Origin of the sequence: Ensifer sp. SSB1 (assembly GCF_016652895.1) — a bacterium.
Taxonomy (GTDB): Bacteria; Pseudomonadota; Alphaproteobacteria; order Rhizobiales; family Rhizobiaceae; genus Ensifer.
Genome location: NZ_JAEPRP010000003.1, coordinates 62327 through 82068 on the forward strand (window position 1 = coordinate 62327; position 19742 = coordinate 82068).

Below are 19742 nucleotides of genomic sequence, written 5' to 3' on the forward strand. Positions count from 1 at the left end.
CGAACCACCCCTTGCGCGCCTCGCCGGGCTATAACTTGCCCTGCGGGCCGGCGAGCACGGCCGTTGCGCCGACGATCGCGCCCGGCGTTTCCTTGTCCTTCATCGTCTGCAGGAGAACGGCACAGCCGCTGTTGCCGGACCGTTCGGTCAGGACTGTCGCGGGGAGTGTGAAGCTTGCCGGCGTTCCGTCCCACATGCCGATCGTCTGGATGTCACGCACGGCATGCCAATAGGGGACTTCCTTGCCGCTGTTCTCGCCCTTCTCCATCTTGACGATTTTCGCACGGTCGAAATAGACGACGACGACGTTTGCCTTGCCGATGCCGCTGCCAATGTTGATCTGGATCTCCTCGCCCTGGATCTTTGCCTCGACGGGAACGGCAAGTCCCTTGCCTTCCGCCTTCATGGTTTCCAGTCGGGTCTTGATCGCCTCGAGGTTGCCGCCGTTGAGATGATCACGGCCGTTGAGGATCGCCTGGGGCGTATAGACGCCGTTGCGGCCAAGCATCCGGGCATAGGCGTATTGCCGCTCGGTATTTTCCTTGGAGGCGAGCGTGTCGGCCCAGCCGAGATAATTCCAGTAGTCGACGTGATAGGCGAGCGCCACGACATCGCCGTCATCGACCAGTGCCTTCAGCGCGGCGTCGGCTGGCGGGCAGGAGGAACAGCCCTGGCTGGTGAACAATTCCACGACGCCCTTGATCACCTGTCCGTCCTGCGCCCCGGCCGGTGCACCGGCGGCTGCGAACAGCCCGAAAGCCAGTGCAAGAGGACGAATGAAAGAACGGTCTGCGGATGTCATGGCGTCACTTCGTTGGGGCCGTCGGCCTACTCCTTATGGGGGAGTTCTTTACATACGCCGGCCACGCATCAACGGGAAGTCACGTTGGAGTGAGGTGACGAGTGAGCACGACCTTGTGTTGGACGCGCTGGCATTGGGCGCCCAAAGAAAGAGCCGGGGCGCTTTTCGGCGCCCCGGCTCGAATGTTTTACCGCATGCTTCCTTCAATCATAGCCGACTAAAGGCGTTGCGCGGCGCGTAGACGACCTCCGCCGATCAGGCCGCGAGGTCCCGCAGAACGGTCTGCAGGATGCCGCCGTTGTTGACGTAGGTCACTTCGTCCAGCGTATCGATGCGGCAGATCAGCGGAATTTCCTTCACGCTGCCGTCGCCATAGGTGACCTTGGCGACACGCTTTTCGCGCGGCTGGACATTGGCGAGGTTGTCGATGGTGACGACTTCGTCGCCCTTGAGACCCAGCGATTCCCAGGTCGTGCCCTCTTCGAAGACGAAGGGGATGACGCCCATGCCGACGAGGTTCGAGCGGTGGATACGCTCGAAGGACTGCGCGACGACAGCCTTGACGCCCAGCAGGTTGGTGCCCTTCGCAGCCCAGTCGCGCGACGAACCGTTGCCGTATTCGACACCGGCGAAGATGACGAGCGGAACGCCCTCTTCCTTGTACTGCATGGCGGCGTCGTAGATCGACATCTCTTCCTTCGACGGATAGTGGATGGTGTAGCCACCTTCCTTGCCGTTCGGGCCGAGCATGTGGTTGCGGATGCGGATGTTGGCAAACGTGCCGCGCATCATCACTTCATGGTTGCCACGGCGCGTACCGTACTGGTTGAAGTCGGCAACGCCGACGCCATGACCGATGAGGTAGGCACCAGCCGGCGAAGCAGCCTTGATCGAGCCGGCCGGAGAGATGTGGTCGGTCGTGATCTTGTCGCCGAAGAGGCCGAGGACGCGGGCGCCCTTGATGTCGGAGATGCCCGAACCGGTCTTGCCCATGCCGACGAAGTAGGGCGGGTTCTGCACATAGGTCGAACCATCGTCCCAGGCATAGGTCTGGCCCGGAGGAACCTGAACGGCCTGCCAGTTTTCGTCGCCCTTGAAGACGTCCGCGTACTTGGTCGCGTAGAGCTCGCGGGTGACGTACTTGAAGATGAACTCCTGGATTTCCTTGGAGGTCGGCCAGATGTCCTTGAGGAAGACGGGCTTGCCGTCCTTGTCCTCGCCGATCGGCTCGTTGGTCAGGTCCTTCTGGACGGAACCTGCAAGCGCGTAGGCGACGACGAGCGGCGGCGAAGCGAGGTAGTTCGCCTGGACGTCCGGCGAAATGCGGCCTTCGAAATTGCGGTTGCCCGAGAGAACGCCGGCGGCGATCAGGCCCTTGTCGTTGATCGTCTTCGAGATCGGGCCCGGCAGAGGGCCGGAGTTGCCGATGCAGGTCGTGCAGCCGAAGCCGACGAGGTTGAAGCCGAGCGCGTCAAGGTCCTTCTGCAGGCCGGACTTGGCGAGGTATTCGCCGACGACCTGCGATCCCGGTGCAAGCGAGGTCTTGACCCACGGCTTGGACTTCAGGCCCTTGGCGACCGCGTTGCGGGCGAGCAGACCGGCAGCGATCAGCACCGACGGGTTGGAGGTGTTGGTGCAGGAGGTGATCGCAGCGATGGCGACGTCGCCATGGCCGAGGTCGAAATCCGTGCCTTCGACGGCATAGCGGTTCGAAAGCTGGCCGGGCTTCTTGTAGTCGTTTTCGAGTGCGGTGGCGAAACCGGACGCGATGTTTTCGAGCGCGATGCGGCCTTCCGGACGCTTCGGACCGGCCATGGCCGGAACGACGTCGCCGAGGTCGAGTTCGAGCGTGTCGGTGAAGACGAGCTCGGAGCCGTCGCCGTCGCGCCACATGCCCTGCGCCTTGGAGTAGGCTTCGACGAGTGCGATGCGTTGCTCTTCACGGCCGGACATGGTGAGGTAGTTGATGGTTTCGCTGTCGACCGGGAAGAAGCCGCAGGTCGCGCCGTATTCCGGGCCCATGTTGCCGATGGTGGCGCGGTCGGCGAGCGTCATGTTGTCGAGGCCCGGGCCGAAGAATTCGACGAACTTCGAGACAACGCCCTTCTTGCGCAGCATCTGCACGACCATCAGCACGAGGTCGGTCGCGGTGACGCCTTCCTTGAGCTTGCCGGTGAGCTTGAAGCCGATGACTTCGGGCAGAAGCATCGAGACCGGCTGGCCGAGCATCGCGGCTTCCGCCTCGATACCGCCAACGCCCCAGCCGAGAACGCCGAGACCGTTGATCATGGTGGTGTGGCTGTCGGTGCCGACACAGGTGTCCGGGTAGGCGGTGATTTCGCCGTCTTCTTCACGGGTCCAGACCGTCTGGCCCAGATATTCCAGATTGACCTGGTGACAGATGCCGGTGCCGGGGGGAACGACGCGGAAGTTCTTGAATGCCTGCTGACCCCACTTCAGGAAGCGGTAGCGCTCGCCGTTGCGCTGGTATTCCAGTTCGACGTTGCGGGCAAAGGCGTTCGGCGTGCCGAATTCGTCGACGATGACCGAGTGGTCGATGACGAGGTCGACGGGAACCAGCGGGTTGATCTTCTCCGGGTCGCCGCCGAGCGAGACCATGGCATCACGCATCGCGGCGAGGTCGACGACGGCGGGAACGCCGGTGAAGTCCTGCATCAGCACACGGGCGGGACGGTAGGCGATTTCGTTTTCAGCCGTGCCCTTGTCGTTGAGCCAGGCGGCAATGTTCTCGATGTCCTTCTTGGTGACAGAACGGCCATCTTCGTTGCGCAGCAGGTTCTCGAGCAGAACCTTCATCGAGTAGGGAAGCTTGGATACGCCGGCGAGACCGTTCGCCTCAGCCTTGGGTAGGCTGTAATAGACGTAGTCCACACCGTTGACGGTGAGCGTGGAGCGACAATTGAAGCTGTCTAGGGACTTGGACACTGGATAATACCCCGTTCCGTCTGATCGCCAAAAACTGACGTACGAACGCCCGAGCGCCTGTGAAGCGCGAATTGGGATGCGGGTGCGGCCATTTCCGCTGTCCGTACGTGGAAATTCATTCCATGTTCGGCGCTAGGATGAAATTCACGCCGACCGCTGGCGTGTTGGCCGCCTTATAGATAATTTCTCCAAAACGTGCCAGAGCAACGAAGGTCCAATCGGAACTTTTTTTGCTCTGCGGAAGACACGCGAAGGGAAGTCTAATATTCATGCGCCTGCTGGCTGAAGGTTTGAGTGCGAAGCGCGGCGAGGATCTGATTTTTAACGATATTTCCTTTGCTCTTGATACCGGCGAAGCCCTTGTGGTGACGGGTCCGAACGGTTCCGGCAAGTCCACCTTGCTGCGGGTTCTGGCCGGGTTGCTGGCCCCCGAAAGCGGGCAGCTGAAACTTGAGAATGGCCCCCCGGAAATAGCCCGTCCAGCAGAGGTCAGCCACTATCTCGGCCACCGCAACGCGATGAAGCGCGAACTGACCGTCGCGGAAAATCTTTCCTTCTGGCAGCGTTTCATGGGCGATTCGCCCGGTGGCCACGGTGCCGCACTCGATGACGCCGTGGAGGCCGTCGGCCTGCCTGATATCGCACATCTGCCCTTCGGCTATCTCTCCGCCGGCCAGCAGCGCCGCATGGCGATGGCGAAACTGCTCGTCGCCTATCGCCCGATCTGGATTCTCGACGAGCCGACAGCGGCGCTCGATGTCAGCGCCGACCGGCTGTTTGCGGATCTGGTCAAGGCACATCTCGGCAAGGGCGGCATCGTGATCGCAGCGACGCACCAGCCGCTCGGGCTCGATCAGACGAAGGAATTGCACATGAAGGGCTTCGAGCATTTGGCGGAAGGGTTCTGGCATGATGCGTAAGGGCACGATGCGCAGAAGCCTGCCCGTGGTCGCGGGCGGGAGAATGCCGGCATGATCGCACTCTTCTTCCGCGATTTGAAACTGTCGATCCGCGCCGGCGGCGGCGCGATGATCGGCGTGCTCTTCTTCATGACGGTGGTCGCGGTCATACCCTTCGGCGTCGGCCCGGATCTGAACCTGCTTTCACGTATCGGCCCGGCGATCCTGTGGATCGGCGCTCTGCTCGCCTCGCTGCTTGGTCTCGATCGCCTGTTCCAGGCGGAGCGGGATGACGGCTCGCTCGACCTGATGCTGATGCAGGAGACGCCGCTTCTTGTCACCGTCTTCATCAAATGTGCGGCCCATTGGGCGGCGACCGGTCTGCCGCTGGTGATTGCTTCGCCGCTGCTCGGCCTCTTCATGAACATGAGCGAGATTGCGATCGGCGCCACGATGCTCACGCTTCTGATCGGCACGCCGGCGATCACCTTCATCGGTGCGGTGGGCGCTGCCGTCGCCGTGTCGCTGCCGCGCGGCGGGCTGCTGGTTTCGATCCTCGTGCTGCCGCTTGCAATCCCGGTGCTGATCTTCGGTGTCAGCGCGGTCTATGCGGCGATCGAGGACCCGGCGCCGTTCCTGCCGCCCCTGATGATCCTTACCGCGATCACCCTGTTCTTTGCCGTCATCGGTCCGGTTGCCGCCGCCGCAGCGCTTCGGCACGCGTCCGATTGACGCAATCGGGTCGCAGCGGCTGAAACTGTTTGCGGTTTTCCGCCGCAGCCGGCGCTAAGTCCTTCAGATCGATGACGTTTACGACGAGCGGACCAAACTGATCGTGATCGGTCGATTGACGGGGATCAATTGCAGCAGGGGGACTTAAGCGCTAAAGAGCCATTATGAGCGAAAACAGCCTGGCCATCCGCAAATTTAGCGACCTCGCCAATCCGACACGGTTCCTGGCGCTGGCCGACCGTCTGCTGCCGTGGCTTGCAGGCCTGACCGCGCTGTTCTTCGTTGCCGGCCTGTGGCTCTCCTTCACGACGGAAGGCGACTACCAGCAAGGCGAGACGGTGCGCATCATGTATGTGCACGTGCCGGCCGCCTGGCTGTCGATGATGTGTTACTCGGTGATGGCATTGGCCGCCCTCGGCACGCTCGTCTGGCGCCATCCGCTGGCTGACGTCTCCTCGCGCGCCGCAGCGCCGATTGGCGCCTGTTTCACCTTCCTGGCGCTCGTCACCGGCTCACTCTGGGGCAAGCCGATGTGGGGCACCTGGTGGGTCTGGGACGCGCGGCTCACTTCGGTCTTCGTGCTCTTCCTCATGTATCTGGGGCTGATGGCGCTCAACCGCGCGATCGACGACCCGGCACGGTCCTCCAAGGTTTCCGCGGTGCTGGTGCTGGTCGGTTTCGTCAATATCCCGATCATCAAGTTCTCGGTCGAATGGTGGAACACGCTGCATCAACCGGCGAGCGTCATGCGGCTCAACGGGCCGACGATCGATCCGGAGTTCCTGTGGCCGCTGATCGTGATGGCGATCGCCTTCACGCTGCTGTTCTTCACGCTGCACATCGCCGCCATGCGCAACGAAATCCTGCGCCGGCGCGTCACTGCGCTGCGCCGACTGGCGGCACGTAGCGCCGGCCGGGGAGCCCGCACGAAATGATGAGCCACGCCGCCTATGTTTTCACGAGCTATGGAATAGCAACGCTGACGGTCCTCGGCCTGATCGGCTGGGTCGTCCTGGATGGGCGCGCCCGCCGGCGGGAACTTGCCGAACTCGAAGCCTCGGGCATTCGCAGGCGCTCGGCCGAAACTGCGGCAGGAGAGACACGATGACCAGCACTCCTGCGCCGGGCAGCGAAGAGCGCAAGCCGGGCCCCTTGCGGTTCGTCTTGGCGGCGCTGCCGCTCATCATTTTCGCCGGGCTCGCGGCGATCTTCTGGAGCCAGCTCAATTCCGGCAAGGATGTGAGCGAAATCCCGTCGGCGCTGATCGGCACCAAGGCGCCGAAGCTCGATCTACCGGCGCTCGAGGGTGCGACCCGCGATGGCCAGCCGATGCCGGCACTGACGGATGCAGCGATCAAGGGCAAGCTGACGCTCGTCAACGTCTGGGCCTCCTGGTGCGTGCCCTGCCGTCAGGAGCATCCCTTCATCCTGGAACTGTCTAAGGACCCGCGGCTCACCGTCGTCGGCATCAATTACAAGGACCAGAACGAAAACGCTCTGCGCTTCCTCGGCGAGCTCGGCAATCCGTTCTCGGCGATCGGCACAGACCCGCGCGGCAAGGCAGCGATCGACTGGGGCGTCTACGGAATCCCGGAATCCTATCTCGTCGGTCCTGACGGTACGATCCTCTACAAACGGGTCGGACCCTTCGACGAAAACAGCGTGAAGACCGGCCTGCTGCCGGCGATCGAGAAGGCGACTGCAGGCTCGTAACTGCTCTCGGCATTAGCTTTTCATTCGGATGAGGGGCTGCGACGCCGAAGCCTGACTAAATGCCCGCCTGCCAGTCCCGGACTGCATCCAGCGGCCAGGCCAGCATCAGCACGTTGAGCGTGAGATTGTCGCGGATCAGCCAGCCGGTGAAGATCTCGAAGACGATGGCGACCGTCACGGTCAGCCAGATGGGCATGCGGGCGGCAAACAGGAAGCCGGCGGCCATGGCCAGGGTGTCCATCGTCGAATTCAGGATGCTGTCGCCGAAATAGTCGAGCGAGATCGTCGCCGAGCGGTAGCGGTTGATCACCATGGGCGTGTTTTCAGCGATCTCCCAGGCGGATTCGATCACCGTCCCGAGGAAGAGCTTGGCCGTCAGCGGCTTGCCGCGCAGGAGCAGATGGCCAAGGCCGTAGAACAGGAAACCGTGGATGATGTGGGAGGGCGTGTACCAGTCGGCGATGTGCTGCGAGTTGCCGCTGGATTTGACGACCGGCTCGAAAAGTTTGACGTAGCCGCATTCGCAGATCCAGAGGCGACCCATCAGATGCTGGGTGACGATCTGGATGATTAGAACCGTGAAACAGGCCGCGAGCCAGAGGAGTGCATGCCGGTTGCGGCTGTCATTCTCCTCAAGGGCGGTACTCACTCGGCGTTCTCCTGGTCAAGCGAGTGCTTCATGATCAGGGGCATCTGGGCGAGCGTGAACAGGATGGTGATCGGCATCGTGCCCCAGACCTTGAAGGCGACCCAGAAATCGGTGGTGAACGACCGCCAGACCACTTCGTTGAGGACGGCGAGGAACAGGAAGAACACACCCCAGCGCAGCGTGAGCTTGCGCCAGCCGGCCTCGTCCAGCTTGAAGGCGGAGTGGAAGACGTAGCCGAGCAGCGACTTGCCGAACAGCAGACCCCCGAGCAGGATCGCGCCGAAGAGCGTGTTGACGATGGTCGGCTTCATCTTGATGAAGGTGTCGTTCTGCAGCCAGAGCGTCAGCGCGCCGAACACGAAGACGACGATGCCTGATATCAGCGGCATCATCGGCAGGGTGCGGGTCAGCATCCAGGAAACGGCGAGCGCGATCGCGGTTGCGGCCATGAACAGGCCGGTGGCGATGAAGATCGGCCCGCCGAGTTCGGCAAGTGCCGGAAAATGCCCGGCCAGCCATTCGCCGCGCGAATTGGCGAAGAAGAAGACCATCAACGGTCCTAGCTCCAGCACCATCTTGAGCAAGGGGCTGACTTCCTTCTGCGGCTTGGTAGCCTCGATCGACGACATCTGGGGGTCCTGTTTTCGCATGTGCCTGCTGCTCATAACACCAGCTTTGCGGCAAAACCATATCAAGGCAACGGGCCGGCGCAAATGCGCGCATGCCCGATGGCCTCGTCAGGCGGCAACGCCGGCGATCGCCTCGGCAAAATCCTTGGCTTCGAACGGCTCCAGATCGTCGATGCCTTCACCGACGCCGATGAAATAGACCGGCAGCTTGTGCTTGGCCGAGATGGCGACGAGAATGCCGCCGCGCGCCGTGCCGTCGAGCTTGGTCATGATCAGGCCGCTGACGCCGGCGACGTTGCGGAAAATCTCGACCTGCTGCAGGGCGTTCTGGCCGGTGGTGGCGTCGAGCGTCTGTAGCACGGTGTGCGGCGCATCCGGATCGAGCTTGCCGAGCACGCGCACGATCTTTTCGAGTTCTGCCATCAGTTCCGCCTTGTTCTGCAGGCGGCCGGCGGTGTCGATGATCAGCACGTCGGATTTCTTCTCTCGCGCCTGCTGGAACGCCTCATAGGCAAGGCCGGCGGCATCGGCGCCGAGCTTGGAAGAGACGATGTCGGACTTGGTGCGCTCCGCCCAGATCTTCAGCTGCTCGATCGCCGCGGCACGGAAGGTGTCGCCGGCGGCGAGCATGACCTTGAGGCCCGCGCCCGAAAGCTTGGCGGCGAGCTTTCCGATCGTCGTGGTCTTGCCGGTGCCGTTGACGCCGACCACCAGGATCACGTGCGGCTTGTGGCTGAGGTCGAGTTCCAGCGGCTTGGCGACGGGCGAGAGCACCTTGGTGATCTCGCCGGCCATGATGCGCGAGACGTCCTCGCCCGAGACATCCTTGCCGTAGCGCTCGGAGGCGAGCGTGTCGGTGATGCGCATCGCCGTCTCGACGCCAAGGTCGGCCTGGATCAACAGGTCTTCGAGATCCTGCAGCGTCGCTTCGTCGAGCTTGCGCTTGGTGAAGAGGCTGGCGATCTGGCCGGTCAGCTGCGACGAGGTGCGCGCAAGGCCGCGGCGCAGGCGCTGGTACCAGGTGAGCTTTTCCTTCGGCGCGGCGACGGGTTCTTCCTTGGGCTTGCGCTCGGTGGCGGAGAAGCCCTTGGGCAAAGCGGGGGCGGCAGCGGGCTCGGGCTCGACTGTTTCTGTCGGCGCGACGTCATTCGCTGCTTCTACTGCGTTGGCTTCTGTGGTCTCGGCGGGTTGGCGAAGGGCTGCGGCTTCACCCCCTTCTGCCCTGGCGGGCATATCTCCCACAGGGGGGGAGATTGCGCTGGGCTCGCTCTCGAGCCCAGAAGCGAGTGTTTCGGCTGCCGCAGTCTCTTCTACTTCGGTTTCGTCGCCGTCGACCGTTGGCAATGTTTCCGCCGGGTTTTCGACGGCTGCGGCGTGGGGGGGCTCGAGCGTCTCTTTCCCGATCGCCGGGTGTTGGCTGGCGATTGGTTCCGCAGTCTCGGAAGTTGCGGATTTGTCTTCTGCCGGAGCCTCGACCTCCGTCTGCTCTCCCCCCTTGTGGAGGAGCTGTCCCGAGGGGACGGAGGGGGGGATCGCGACCTCAGCCTCGACTGGTACAGCTTCTGCTTCATCACGCGCCAGTTCTTCGGCATCGTCCGACGCAGGTCCGCCAGCGGTCTCGATCTCGGCTTCGAGCACCGGATCGTTGTCGGACAGCGGCAAGGTCTCGATATCAGCCGGCGGCTCGAAAGCAGCTTCCGGAGGCTCTTCGACGATCTCTAGCTCGGCGACGGGTGCGGGCGGTTCGGCCGCTTCTGCGCTCGGCTCCGGTTGCGCCTCAACTTCGGGCGAGACGACAACCGCCTCCTCAGGCACGCCTTCCGGCGGCTTCGTTTCCTCCGCGCCCTTGCCGAAGGTGAAGATCCTCTTGATGAAACCCATTGCCATTCAGGAATTCCGCATAAATCAGGCCGCAGCCATCTGTTTTACCTGCATCGTCAGATGCTTGCCATTGTGGCCGGTGATTGAGACCGGGACAAGCGCACGCGGTTTGAGGCCGGCGGCGTCGACGAGCGTGAAGTTTTCAGTGTGTGCGAGCCCGTTGTTCTCGACCAGGATCGTCTGCTTGCTGCCGATCATGCCTTCGAGGTGGCGCGCGTAGAGCGTCGCGCCGACCGCGCGTAGACGCGCGGCGCGATCCTTGACGAGTGGCCGGTCGAGTTGCGGCATCCGTGCTGCCGGCGTGCCGGGGCGTGGGCTGTAGGGGAAGACATGCAGATGCGCAATGTCACATTCCTCGGCGAGTTTTGCGGCGTTCTCGAACATTTCCTCGGTCTCGGTCGGGAAACCGGCAATCATGTCGGCGCCGAGGCTGATCTCCGGGCGAAGGCGGCGGACCTGATCGGCAAAGGCGCGGGCATCGGCGCTCGAATGGCGGCGTTTCATGCGCTTCAGGATCATATCGTCGCCATGCTGCAGCGACAGGTGCAGATGCGGCATGAAGCGCGTCTCGTCGGCGATCAGGTCGAAGAGGTGCCTGTCGGCCTCGATGCCGTCGATCGAGGAGAGACGCAGGCGGCGGATTTCCGGAACCTGCTTCAACAGCGTTTTCGCCAGCAGGCCGAGGGTCGGCGTGCCCGGCAGGTCGCCGCCGTAGCTGGTGGCATCGACACCGGTCAGGACGATCTCGCAATAGCCGGTTTCGACGAGCCTGCGCGCCTGATCGACGACGGCGCCCATCGGTACGGAGCGGGAATTGCCGCGGCCATAGGGGATGATGCAGAAGGTGCAGCGATGGTCGCAGCCGTTTTGCACCTGGATGAAAGCGCGCACGTGGCCGTCGATATGCTTGACCATCTGCGGTGCCGTGGCGCGAACGCTCATGATGTCGTTGACGCGCAGCTTCTCTTCCGCCGAGACGCCGAAATCCGGCAGCGAACGATAGGAAGCGCTTTTCAGCTTTTCCTCGTTGCCGAGCACGGCGTCGACCTCGGCCATCTCGGCAAAGGCTTCCTTCTCCGTCTGGGCGGCGCAGCCGGTGACGATGATGCGGGCATGCGGGTTGTCGCGGCGGGCGCGGCGGATCGCCTGACGTGCCTGGCGCACCGCCTCGCCGGTGACGGCGCAGGTGTTGATGAGAATGGCGTTGTTCAGCCCCGCCTTCTCGGCTTCCGCCCGCATCACTTCGGATTCGTAGGTATTGAGACGGCAGCCGAAAGTTATGACCTCGACGCCGCTCAAAGCGCCCGCGCCCCGCTGGCCTCGGCTTCATCGCGCTGCCAGGCGCCGGTGGTGGGGTTTACCGTGCCCGACCATTCCCATTCGGCCGGACCGGTCATGATCACATGATCGTCGCGCCCGCGCCATTCGATCGTCAGCGGTCCGCCGGGCACGTTGACGACGACATTGCGGTCGGTGCGTTCGGTGCGGGCGGCGCTGACGGCGGCGGCACAGGCAGCCGAGCCGCAGGCCAATGTCAGGCCGGCGCCGCGCTCCCAGGTTCTCAGATCCAGTTCACCACGCGAAAGCACGCGGGCGATCGAGATGTTGGCACGTTCGGGGAAGATCGGATGGTTCTCGAGCAACGGGCCGAAACGTTCGAGGTCGTAGGACCAGACGTCGTTCTCGACCCAGAAGATCGCGTGCGGATTGCCCATGGAGGCGACCGAGGGCGAATGCAGCACGGGATTGTCGATCGGGCCGATCTGCAGTTCGATGCGGCGGGTGTCGTGGAACTCTTCGGCGAGCGGGATCTCGTTCCAGGCGAAGCGCGGCTTGCCCATGTCGACGGATATCGTGCCGTCGTCATGCTCCTTGGCTTCCAGCAGGCCGGCGACGGTGTGGAAGAGAAAGGCCTTCTTGCCGGTTTCGGCGGCGAGCGCCTGAACGACGCAACGGGTGCCATTGCCGCAGGCCTGGGCCATCGAGCCATCGGAATTGACGATGTCGATCCAGGCATCGGTCCCGGCGGCCTTGGGGTCGTGGATCGCCATGATCTGGTCGAAGGCAGTTGCCGGGTCGGCATTGAGCGCAATGGCCGCCGCCGGCGTCACCCGATCCTTCCGACCGCGCATGTCGACGACGAGGATCTTGTTTCCAAGCCCGTTCATCCTGGCAAATTGCACGTAGTCGGTCATGTCGCGATTGTCCAAACGGGCTCGCGCCAAGCGGGCCATCCTTCATTCGGGCTGTATATGGCCGAAAAGCCCGGAAATTACCAGTGCTGCATTCATTCTGCGGCGGGTGCCGATGCTGGCACGTTGAAGACTTCGCCGGGGTGAAGCGGACGGAAGCGGGCACGGGCGACGCCGGCCGCGTCGAGTGCCCGTTCCAGCGCCTGCCGTGGCTCGTCGACGCCTTCGTCGGTCAGGCGAAACGTGCCCCAGTGATGACCGGCGACGTGGGCGGCGGCGCAATCGACCATGCCGCGCACCGCCTCTTCCGGGTTCTGGTGCTGGTCCTGCATGAACCAGCGAGGCTCGTAGGCGCCGAAGGGCAGGTTGGCGAGGCGGAAGGCACCATGTTTTTCCCGGGCGGCGCGGTAGTTGATGCCCTCGTGAAAGCCGGTGTCGCCGACATGGTAGATCTTGCCCGCCGGTGTCTCCAGCACGAAGGCGGCCCACAGCGCCATGCGCCGATCGCGCGAGCCGCGCGCCGACCAGTGATGGCAAGGCTCCGCATGGATGACGATATCGTCGCCGCAATCGAGCCTGTCGCCCCAGTCGACCGCGTCGATCTCGGCATCGGGAACGGCACGTCGGATGATCGTGTCGTTGCCGAGCGGCGTGATGATCCGTGGCCCGTGTTCCTGCTGCAGGGCGCTCAGCGTCTCGGTGTCGAGGTGGTCGTAGTGATTGTGGGTGACGAGCACGATGTCGATCGGCGGCAGGTCGTCAAGCTCGATGCCGGGGGCGTTGTAGCGGTGCGGACCGGCAAAGGCGAAGGGGCTGGCGCGCTGTGCCCAGACGGGATCGGTGAGGATGTTGACGCCGTGCACCTGGATGAGCAGCGTCGCGTGGCCGACCATGGTGACGCGCAGATGTTCGCCTTCGACGCTGACTTCCGGCTTCACCTGTGCGTAGGGGCTCGGATTGCGCGTCGGCCAGCGGACCTTGCCCCCGCCGAACTGCCAGCGCAGCAGGTCGGGGAGCCCGCGCGGCTCCTTTCCGCCGGGATTGAAGAAGTGCGTTCCGTCGAAGTGGTCGGAGGGCGGCCCTTGGTAATACGAATTGCGCTTGTTCATCCGAGTCGTTCACCCATCGCTGAATGGCCAAGGTTTAAGAAGTTCTTGAAGACAGCAACTGAATTGCTATCGTGTTCGCATGCTCGTTCGATTCGATCCGCATGAACGCCTCTACAAGACCCTGAAGCTGGTCCGTTCCATCCATCTCAACATGCAGCGCTCGGCAGAACATATGCTCGATGGTGCGGGCATATCAGTGGCGGAGCGCGCAGTTCTGGAACTTTTTTGCGAAATTCCGCTGACGGTACCGGAGGCGGCGCGGCGTCTGTCGATGAAGCGGCAGTTCGTTCTGCGCATCGTCACAGGACTGATGGACAAGCAATTGCTGGAACGGCAGCCGAATCCGGAACATCGCCGCGCCTACCTTTGCGCGCCGACTGCCGCCGGACGCGATCTGTTCGAGGAGATCCATCGCCGTGAAATCGAGATGCTGCACGTCCTGCTTGGTGACATCAACCAGACGGACGCGGTGGCAGCGCTACGGGTGATGACGCGGGTGGCGACCGCCTTCGAACGGCTGGCCGGTGAACTGGATGAGGCTGTCGAGGAAGAGACGTTCGAAGCCTAAAACGCCGCATTGGCCTGTCGTCCTTGACTTTTGCCGCGCTTTCCTGTTTATCCGCCCCAATTCCTTCGCAAGCTCAAGTCTTCGAAGCCACCGACCGGGTCCCGTAAAGGTATAAAGAGAACCCGGAGGTCAACATCCGACAGCGCGTTGCGCCCTCGGGTGGTTTTTGGCTTTGCGCCTTGTTTTCTGCGCGAAGGAACCCACGTTTCCGGCGAGTTGATCGCCACCGGAAACCAGAAGGAAGTGAGAATGTTCGAGAGCCTCCAGGACCGCCTTGGTTCCATATTGAATGGACTGACCGGCCGCGGCGCATTGTCGGAAGCCGATGTTTCCGCTGCGCTTCGCGAGGTTCGCCGTGCGCTGCTCGAAGCCGACGTCGCGCTCGATGTCGTGCGCTCCTTCACTGAAAAAGTTCGCGAAAAGGCCGTTGGCGCCGAGATCCTGAAGTCGATCAAGCCCGGCCAGATGGTCGTCAAGATCGTCCATGACGAGCTGATCGAGATGCTCGGCTCCGAGGGCGTCACCATCGACCTCAACGCGCCGGCACCCGTCGTCATCATGATGGTGGGTCTGCAGGGCTCGGGTAAGACGACCACCACCGGCAAGATCGCCAACCGGATGAAGTCGCGGGACAAGAAAAAGGTCCTGATGGCTTCGCTCGACACGCGTCGCCCGGCAGCCCAGGAGCAGCTGCGCCAGCTCGGCGTGCAGACCGGTGTCGATACGCTGCCGATCATTGCCGGCCAGTCGCCGACCGACATTGCTGCGCGCGCCGTCCAGGCTGCCAAGCTCGGCGGCCATGACGTCGTCATCCTCGACACCGCCGGCCGTACCCATATCGATGAGCCGCTGATGATCGAGATGGCGGAGATCAAGCGGAAATCCAATCCGCATGAAATCCTGCTCGTCGCCGATGCGCTGACCGGTCAGGACGCCGTCAACCTTGCCCGCAACTTCGACGAACGCGTCGGCATCACCGGCCTGGTGCTCACCCGCATGGACGGCGACGGCCGTGGTGGTGCGGCGCTTTCGATGCGTGCCGTCACCGGCAAGCCGATCAAGCTCATCGGTGTCGGCGAAAAGATGGGCGAGCTCGAAGAGTTCCATCCCCGCCGCGTCGCCGACCGTATTCTCGGAATGGGCGACATCGTTTCGCTGGTCGAGAAGGCTGCCGAAAACATCGACGCCGAGAAGGCGGCCGCCATGGCCGCCAAGATGGCCAAGGGCAAGTTCGACCTGAACGATCTCGCCGACCAGCTTGGCCAGATGCAGAAGATGGGCGGCATGGGCGGTATCATGGGCCTGATGCCCGGCATGGCCGGCATGAAGGACAAGATGGCGGCCGCCGGCCTCGACGACAGCCTGTTCAAGCGCCAGCTCGCCATCATCTCGTCGATGACCAAGGCCGAGCGCGCCAACCCCGACCTGCTCAAGCATTCGCGCAAGAAGCGCATCGCCGCCGGTTCCGGCACCGATGCCGCCGACATCAACAAGCTTCTGAAGATGCACCGCCAGATGGCGGACATGATGAAGATGATGGGTGGCAAGGGCAAGGGCGGCATGATGAAGCAGATGATGGGCGGCCTTGCCAACAAGATGGGGCTTGGTGGCCTCGGTGGCGGCGGCATGCCTGACCTGTCGAAGCTCGACCCGAAGCAGCTCGAAGCGCTGCAGAAGCAGGCCGAAGCCGCCGGCCTAAAGCCGGGCGGCATGCCGGGTCTCGGCGGCGGTGGCCTGCCGGGTCTGGGTGGAGCCAAGCTTCCGGGCCTCGGTGGCGGTTTCGCCGGCCTTCCCGGCCTGCCGAAGAAGAAGTGAGGATCGGTGAGAGATGATTGATCCCGAAATCAAAAAGGAATTGGCGGGTTACCGGCAGTCGATCGACAACATCGATGCCGCACTCGTCCACATGCTGGCCGAACGCTTCCGCTGCACTCAGGCAGTCGGCGTTCTCAAGGCCAAGCACGACTTGCCGCCGGCCGACCCGGCGCGCGAAGAATACCAGATCGAACGCCTGCGCCGTCTGGCCAAGGATGCCAATCTGGACCCGGATTTCGCCGAGAAGTTCCTGAACTTCATCATCAAGGAAGTCATCCGGCATCATGAAGCCATCGCCGCCGATCGCTCGCATTCCGCGGGCAGCGCCGGCACAAACCATTCCGCTTGAACGAAGCGGTCAAGAAAGCCTGCAAGGAGTTACTCAAATGGCACTGAAAATTCGTCTCGCCCGTGGCGGTTCCAAGAAGCGTCCGTACTACCAGATCGTCGTTGCCGACGCCCGCAGCCCGCGCGATGGCCGCTTCCTCGAGAAGATCGGCTCCTGGAACCCGATGCTCGGCAAGGACGACGAAAAGCGCGTTGAGCTCGACGCCGAGCGCGTCGCTCACTGGATCGCCCAGGGCGCACAGCCGACCGACCGCGTTCTGCGCTTCCTCGACCAGGCTGGCCTCGCAAAGCGTCCGGCTCGCAGCAACCCGACCAAGGCTGTTCCGGGCAAGAAGGCTCAGGAGCGCGCTGCTGAAGCCAAGCAGAAGGCTGAAGAAGCCGCTGCTGCCGCTGCAGAAGCTGCCGCAGAATAATTGCCGGCAAACGGTCTGGAACGGGATTGTCGGCCCTCCGGCAGCACTCTGTTCCAGCTTGCCGTGACTTAAGGAAACGGGTGGCATTTCCATGCCGCCCGTTTTCCGTTATGTGCAGCGAGATATACCGAAACGGACGCGGACGATGAGCAAACTCGAAAACCCGGTTCTGATGGCGACTATCGGCGCGGCGCAAGGCTTGCGCGGCGAGGTCAGGGTCAAATCCTTTACCGACGATCCGACGGCGCTCGGCGACTATGGCAATCTGCACAGCGATGACGGCCGTGTCTTCGAGGTGCTCGAAATCCGCGAGGCGAAGAACGTCGTGGTCGTGCGCTTCCGTGGTGTCAACGATCGCAACGCCGCCGAAGCGCTCAATGGTCTCGAGCTGTTCATCGAGCGGGACAACCTGCCGGACGAGGATCTCGACGAGGACGAATTCTTCTATGCCGATCTCGAGGGCCTGGAAGCGATCGACGGCAATGGCACCAGCTATGGCAAGGTCAGCGGCGTTTTCGACTTCGGTGCCGGCGATCTCCTCGAGCTGAAGGGGCCGGGCCGACGCCCGGTGCTGATCCCCTTTACCGAATGGTCGGTGCTGGAGATCGATCTGGAAGCGGGCCGGTTGCTGGTCGATCCCGTGGCGGCGGGTCTTTCCGAGGACAAGGATCAGGATTCGGGCAATCCGTTTTCCGCAAAGCGCAAGTGAGCGATGCGGCAATGAATTTTCGCGCGACTGTTCTGACGCTTTATCCCGAAATGTTTCCGGGCCATCTCGGCGCCTCCCTTTCGGGTAAGGCGCTGGAGCGCGGCCAATGGTCGATCGAGGCGGTGCAGATCCGCGACTTCGCCGAAGACAAGCATCGCACCGTCGACGACACGCCGGCCGGCGGCGGTGCAGGCATGGTGCTGAAGCCCGACGTGCTTGCCCGGGCGATCGATCAAGTCTCCGCGGCTGACGATCGTCCTCGGCTGCTGATGAGCCCGCGCGGCCGACCGCTGACACAAGAGCGGGTGCGCGAACTTGCTGCCGGACCCGGCGTCGTCATCGTCTGCGGACGTTTTGAAGGCGTCGATCAGCGGGTGATCGATGCCCGCGGCCTCGAAGAGGTTTCCATCGGCGACTACATTCTCTCCGGCGGCGAGCCGGCCGCGCTGACGCTGCTCGATGCCGTGGTGCGCATCCTGCCGGGCGTTATGGGTAACGAGCTTTCGGGCGTGCACGAGAGCTTCGAGGGTGGCCTGCTCGAGCACCCGCACTACACCCGGCCGCAGCTCTTCGAAGGCCGTGAGATCCCGCCGGTACTGACCTCGGGCAACCACGGTGCGATTGCCAAGTGGCGTGAAGCGGAGGCGCGGCGCCTTACCGCCGAGCGCAGGCCCGATCTTCTCGATCAGCCCGTGAAGAAATAATAGGCGGCAAGCAGCAGGCCGACGGCGACGACGAGCGCACGGATGACCGCCTGCGGCACGCGCCGGGCCGCCCAGACCCCGGAGTAGCCGCCAAGGGCTGCGCCCGGCACCATGATGGCCGCATGCAGCCAGGAGACGACGCCACCGGCGGCGAAGACGACGATGGCGATCGCGGCAATCACGATCGAGATGAAGTTCTTGAGCGCGTTCAGCCGGTGATAGCCACCACCGGTCGCGAGCCCCAGCACCGCCAGCATCATGATGCCCATGCCGGCGCCGAAGAAGCCGCCATAGATGGAGGTGACGAACTGGGCGCCGATGCCGGCCGGATTGATCGCATGCTCGTCAACGCGCGCCTTGGGCTTGAGCAGCGGCCCGGCGGCGAAGATCGCCGTCGCGGCAAGCAGTAGCCAGGGGACCAGCGCACGGAAGGAGGCGTTGGAGAGCGAGACGAGCAGCAGCGCACCGGCAAGACCGCCGAGCGCCGAGATCACCCCGAGCAGGATCGCATAGCGTTTGTCGGCCCGGATCTCCTTGGCATAGGCGAGCGCCGAGGTGATATAGCCCGGGAACTGGATGATCGACGAGGTCGCGTTGGCGACGATCGGCGAGAGGCCGCCAAGCGTCATCGCCCCGAAGGTCAGGAACGTTCCGCCCCCGGCGATGGCATTGACGACGCCGGACAGGAAGCCGGCCGCAAAAAGCATGAGCACTTCGAAGATATGCATGGTATTCCCCGGACCACCATGCTCGGGATAGCCGGTGGCGGTGGCGACCGCAAGTCCGCGCCATCGGACAATCGAGTGGACCGTCTAAGCTGATTTTCTGATGGAATCGCCGCCGCTGATGCGGATCGCCGAGAAAATATGGCTTCCGGGGATGACAAGCAGGGCAGATTGGTGTAAGTGCCGCCCCGGTTCGGGTTCTACGCCCGTCGACCAAAACAAAGAATGGCGTACCCGCTCCTGTTGGTTCCCAGCAAGACCTGAAGGCAAAGCCCGACAGGTTCATCGTGAGCGCTCTGGCTGTTTCAGAAGAACTTGAAAGGTTAGACCGATGAACATCATCCAGCAGCTGGAAGCCGAACAGGCCGCCAAGATCGCCGCCAAGCGCACGCTTCCGGAATTTTCCGCCGGCGACACCCTGCGCGTCAACGTCCGCGTTGTCGAAGGCAACCGTACTCGCGTCCAGGCCTATGAAGGCGTCTGCATCGCTCGTTCGGGCGGCGGCATCAACGAAAGCTTCACCGTTCGCAAGATCTCCTACGGCGAAGGCGTCGAGCGCGTATTCCCGGTTTACTCTCCGCTCGTCGAGAGCGTCGAAGTGGTTCGCCGCGGTAAGGTCCGTCGCGCCAAGCTCTACTACCTGCGCGATCGTCGCGGCAAGTCGGCTCGTATCGTCGAGAACACCGGCACGCGCGCCCGCAAGCTGAACGAAGCCGAGCGTCAGGCGATTGCCGAGGAAAAGGCACGCATCGAGGCTGAAAAGGTTGCAGCAGCTCAGGCGCTCGCCGCCGAAAAGGCAGCAGCCGAAGCCGCCGAAGCAAAGGCAGCAGCGGAAGCCGCAGCAGAATAAGTTTTCAATCCTCTGGGATTGTTGGAAAGGCGGCCTCGGCCGCCTTTCTTTTTTGGTA

Annotated in this window: 21 protein-coding genes; 12 read left to right on the top strand and 9 right to left on the bottom strand. The window is 63.2% G+C overall.

Going from position 1 to position 19742, the window contains the following annotated elements:
* Window positions 1-28: 28 nt before the first annotated feature.
* Window positions 29-802 carry a thioredoxin family protein gene (locus I8N66_RS01240; protein ID WP_291148715.1) on the bottom strand — a complete coding sequence of 258 codons (774 nt, stop codon included), beginning with the start codon at window positions 800-802 and terminating at the stop codon, window positions 29-31.
* A gap of 255 nt (window positions 803-1057) precedes the next feature.
* Window positions 1058-3748, bottom strand: coding sequence for an aconitate hydratase AcnA (acnA, locus tag I8N66_RS01245; RefSeq protein WP_113535354.1), 2691 nt, complete (start codon window positions 3746-3748; stop codon window positions 1058-1060).
* Window positions 3749-4017: 269 nt separating this feature from the next.
* On the opposite strand from acnA, the gene ccmA reads away from it, so the two are divergent.
* From ccmA to I8N66_RS01270, 5 genes are all read left to right on the top strand, one after another.
* Window positions 4018-4668 (top strand): heme ABC exporter ATP-binding protein CcmA, encoded by a 651-nt coding sequence (gene ccmA, locus I8N66_RS01250; RefSeq protein ID WP_113535353.1) that lies wholly within the window; start codon window positions 4018-4020, stop codon window positions 4666-4668.
* A 51-nt stretch (window positions 4669-4719) separates the two neighbouring features.
* Window positions 4720-5379, top strand: a complete 660-nt coding sequence (ccmB, locus tag I8N66_RS01255; RefSeq protein WP_113535352.1) for a heme exporter protein CcmB — start codon at window positions 4720-4722, stop codon at window positions 5377-5379.
* A 164-nt stretch (window positions 5380-5543) separates the two neighbouring features.
* Entirely contained in the window at window positions 5544-6314 is a 771-nt protein-coding gene (locus tag I8N66_RS01260; RefSeq protein ID WP_113535351.1) for a heme ABC transporter permease, read from the top strand.
* The gene (gene ccmD, locus I8N66_RS01265) at window positions 6311-6487 is read left to right on the top strand and encodes a heme exporter protein CcmD (RefSeq protein ID WP_162768588.1); all 177 of its coding nucleotides are present in this window, start codon (window positions 6311-6313) and stop codon (window positions 6485-6487) included. The genes I8N66_RS01260 and ccmD overlap by 4 nt, the downstream gene beginning before the upstream one ends.
* Window positions 6484-7092 (top strand): DsbE family thiol:disulfide interchange protein, encoded by a 609-nt coding sequence (locus tag I8N66_RS01270; RefSeq protein WP_113535350.1) that lies wholly within the window; start codon window positions 6484-6486, stop codon window positions 7090-7092. The genes ccmD and I8N66_RS01270 overlap by 4 nt, the downstream gene beginning before the upstream one ends.
* Before the next feature lie 55 nt (window positions 7093-7147).
* Here I8N66_RS01270 and I8N66_RS01275 read toward each other — a convergent pair whose 3' ends face one another.
* The 6 genes from I8N66_RS01275 to I8N66_RS01300 form a co-directional block, all read right to left on the bottom strand.
* On the bottom strand, window positions 7148-7741 hold the full coding sequence (locus I8N66_RS01275) for a DUF2585 domain-containing protein (protein ID WP_113535349.1): 594 nt from the start codon (window positions 7739-7741) through the stop codon (window positions 7148-7150).
* Window positions 7738-8370: a septation protein A gene (locus I8N66_RS01280; RefSeq protein WP_291148726.1), complete on the bottom strand. Its 633-nt coding sequence runs from the start codon at window positions 8368-8370 to the stop codon at window positions 7738-7740. Before I8N66_RS01280 ends, I8N66_RS01275 begins: the two co-directional genes overlap by 4 nt.
* A gap of 108 nt (window positions 8371-8478) precedes the next feature.
* Window positions 8479-10257 (bottom strand): signal recognition particle-docking protein FtsY, encoded by a 1779-nt coding sequence (gene ftsY, locus I8N66_RS01285; protein ID WP_291148729.1) that lies wholly within the window; start codon window positions 10255-10257, stop codon window positions 8479-8481.
* Window positions 10258-10275: 18 nt separating this feature from the next.
* Complete coding sequence (mtaB, locus tag I8N66_RS01290; protein WP_291148731.1) at window positions 10276-11550, bottom strand: tRNA (N(6)-L-threonylcarbamoyladenosine(37)-C(2))-methylthiotransferase MtaB; 1275 nt, start codon at window positions 11548-11550, stop codon at window positions 10276-10278.
* Window positions 11547-12446 carry a diaminopimelate epimerase gene (gene dapF / locus I8N66_RS01295; protein ID WP_162768586.1) on the bottom strand — a complete coding sequence of 300 codons (900 nt, stop codon included), beginning with the start codon at window positions 12444-12446 and terminating at the stop codon, window positions 11547-11549. The genes mtaB and dapF overlap by 4 nt, the downstream gene beginning before the upstream one ends.
* A 92-nt stretch (window positions 12447-12538) precedes the next feature.
* A complete protein-coding gene (locus I8N66_RS01300) occupies window positions 12539-13552 on the bottom strand; it encodes an MBL fold metallo-hydrolase (protein WP_113535344.1) in 1014 nt (337 codons plus the stop codon).
* A gap of 79 nt (window positions 13553-13631) precedes the next feature.
* On the opposite strand from I8N66_RS01300, the gene I8N66_RS01305 reads away from it, so the two are divergent.
* The 6 genes from I8N66_RS01305 to trmD all read left to right on the top strand — a co-directional run bounded on the left by I8N66_RS01305 (window position 13632) and on the right by trmD (window position 18109).
* Window positions 13632-14120 (top strand): MarR family transcriptional regulator, encoded by a 489-nt coding sequence (locus I8N66_RS01305; protein ID WP_291148734.1) that lies wholly within the window; start codon window positions 13632-13634, stop codon window positions 14118-14120.
* 249 nt (window positions 14121-14369) lie between these two features.
* On the top strand, window positions 14370-15935 hold the full coding sequence (gene ffh, locus I8N66_RS01310; protein ID WP_291148737.1) for a signal recognition particle protein: 1566 nt from the start codon (window positions 14370-14372) through the stop codon (window positions 15933-15935).
* A gap of 13 nt (window positions 15936-15948) precedes the next feature.
* Window positions 15949-16284 carry a chorismate mutase gene (locus I8N66_RS01315; protein WP_043625611.1) on the top strand — a complete coding sequence of 112 codons (336 nt, stop codon included), beginning with the start codon at window positions 15949-15951 and terminating at the stop codon, window positions 16282-16284.
* 37 nt (window positions 16285-16321) lie between these two features.
* Complete coding sequence (gene rpsP / locus I8N66_RS01320; protein WP_113535340.1) at window positions 16322-16696, top strand: 30S ribosomal protein S16; 375 nt, start codon at window positions 16322-16324, stop codon at window positions 16694-16696.
* A gap of 145 nt (window positions 16697-16841) precedes the next feature.
* Entirely contained in the window at window positions 16842-17405 is a 564-nt protein-coding gene (gene rimM, locus I8N66_RS01325) for a ribosome maturation factor RimM (protein WP_113535339.1), read from the top strand.
* Window positions 17406-17416: 11 nt separating this feature from the next.
* Window positions 17417-18109, top strand: coding sequence for a tRNA (guanosine(37)-N1)-methyltransferase TrmD (gene trmD, locus I8N66_RS01330; RefSeq protein ID WP_291148794.1), 693 nt, complete (start codon window positions 17417-17419; stop codon window positions 18107-18109).
* Here the strand turns inward: trmD and I8N66_RS01335 are convergent.
* Window positions 18091-18837 carry a sulfite exporter TauE/SafE family protein gene (locus tag I8N66_RS01335; protein ID WP_291148744.1) on the bottom strand — a complete coding sequence of 249 codons (747 nt, stop codon included), beginning with the start codon at window positions 18835-18837 and terminating at the stop codon, window positions 18091-18093. The genes trmD and I8N66_RS01335 overlap by 19 nt on opposite strands.
* 328 nt (window positions 18838-19165) lie before the next feature.
* On the opposite strand from I8N66_RS01335, the gene rplS reads away from it, so the two are divergent.
* Window positions 19166-19684, top strand: a complete 519-nt coding sequence (gene rplS / locus I8N66_RS01340) for a 50S ribosomal protein L19 (RefSeq protein WP_043625625.1) — start codon at window positions 19166-19168, stop codon at window positions 19682-19684.
* Window positions 19685-19742: the final 58 nt, after the last annotated feature.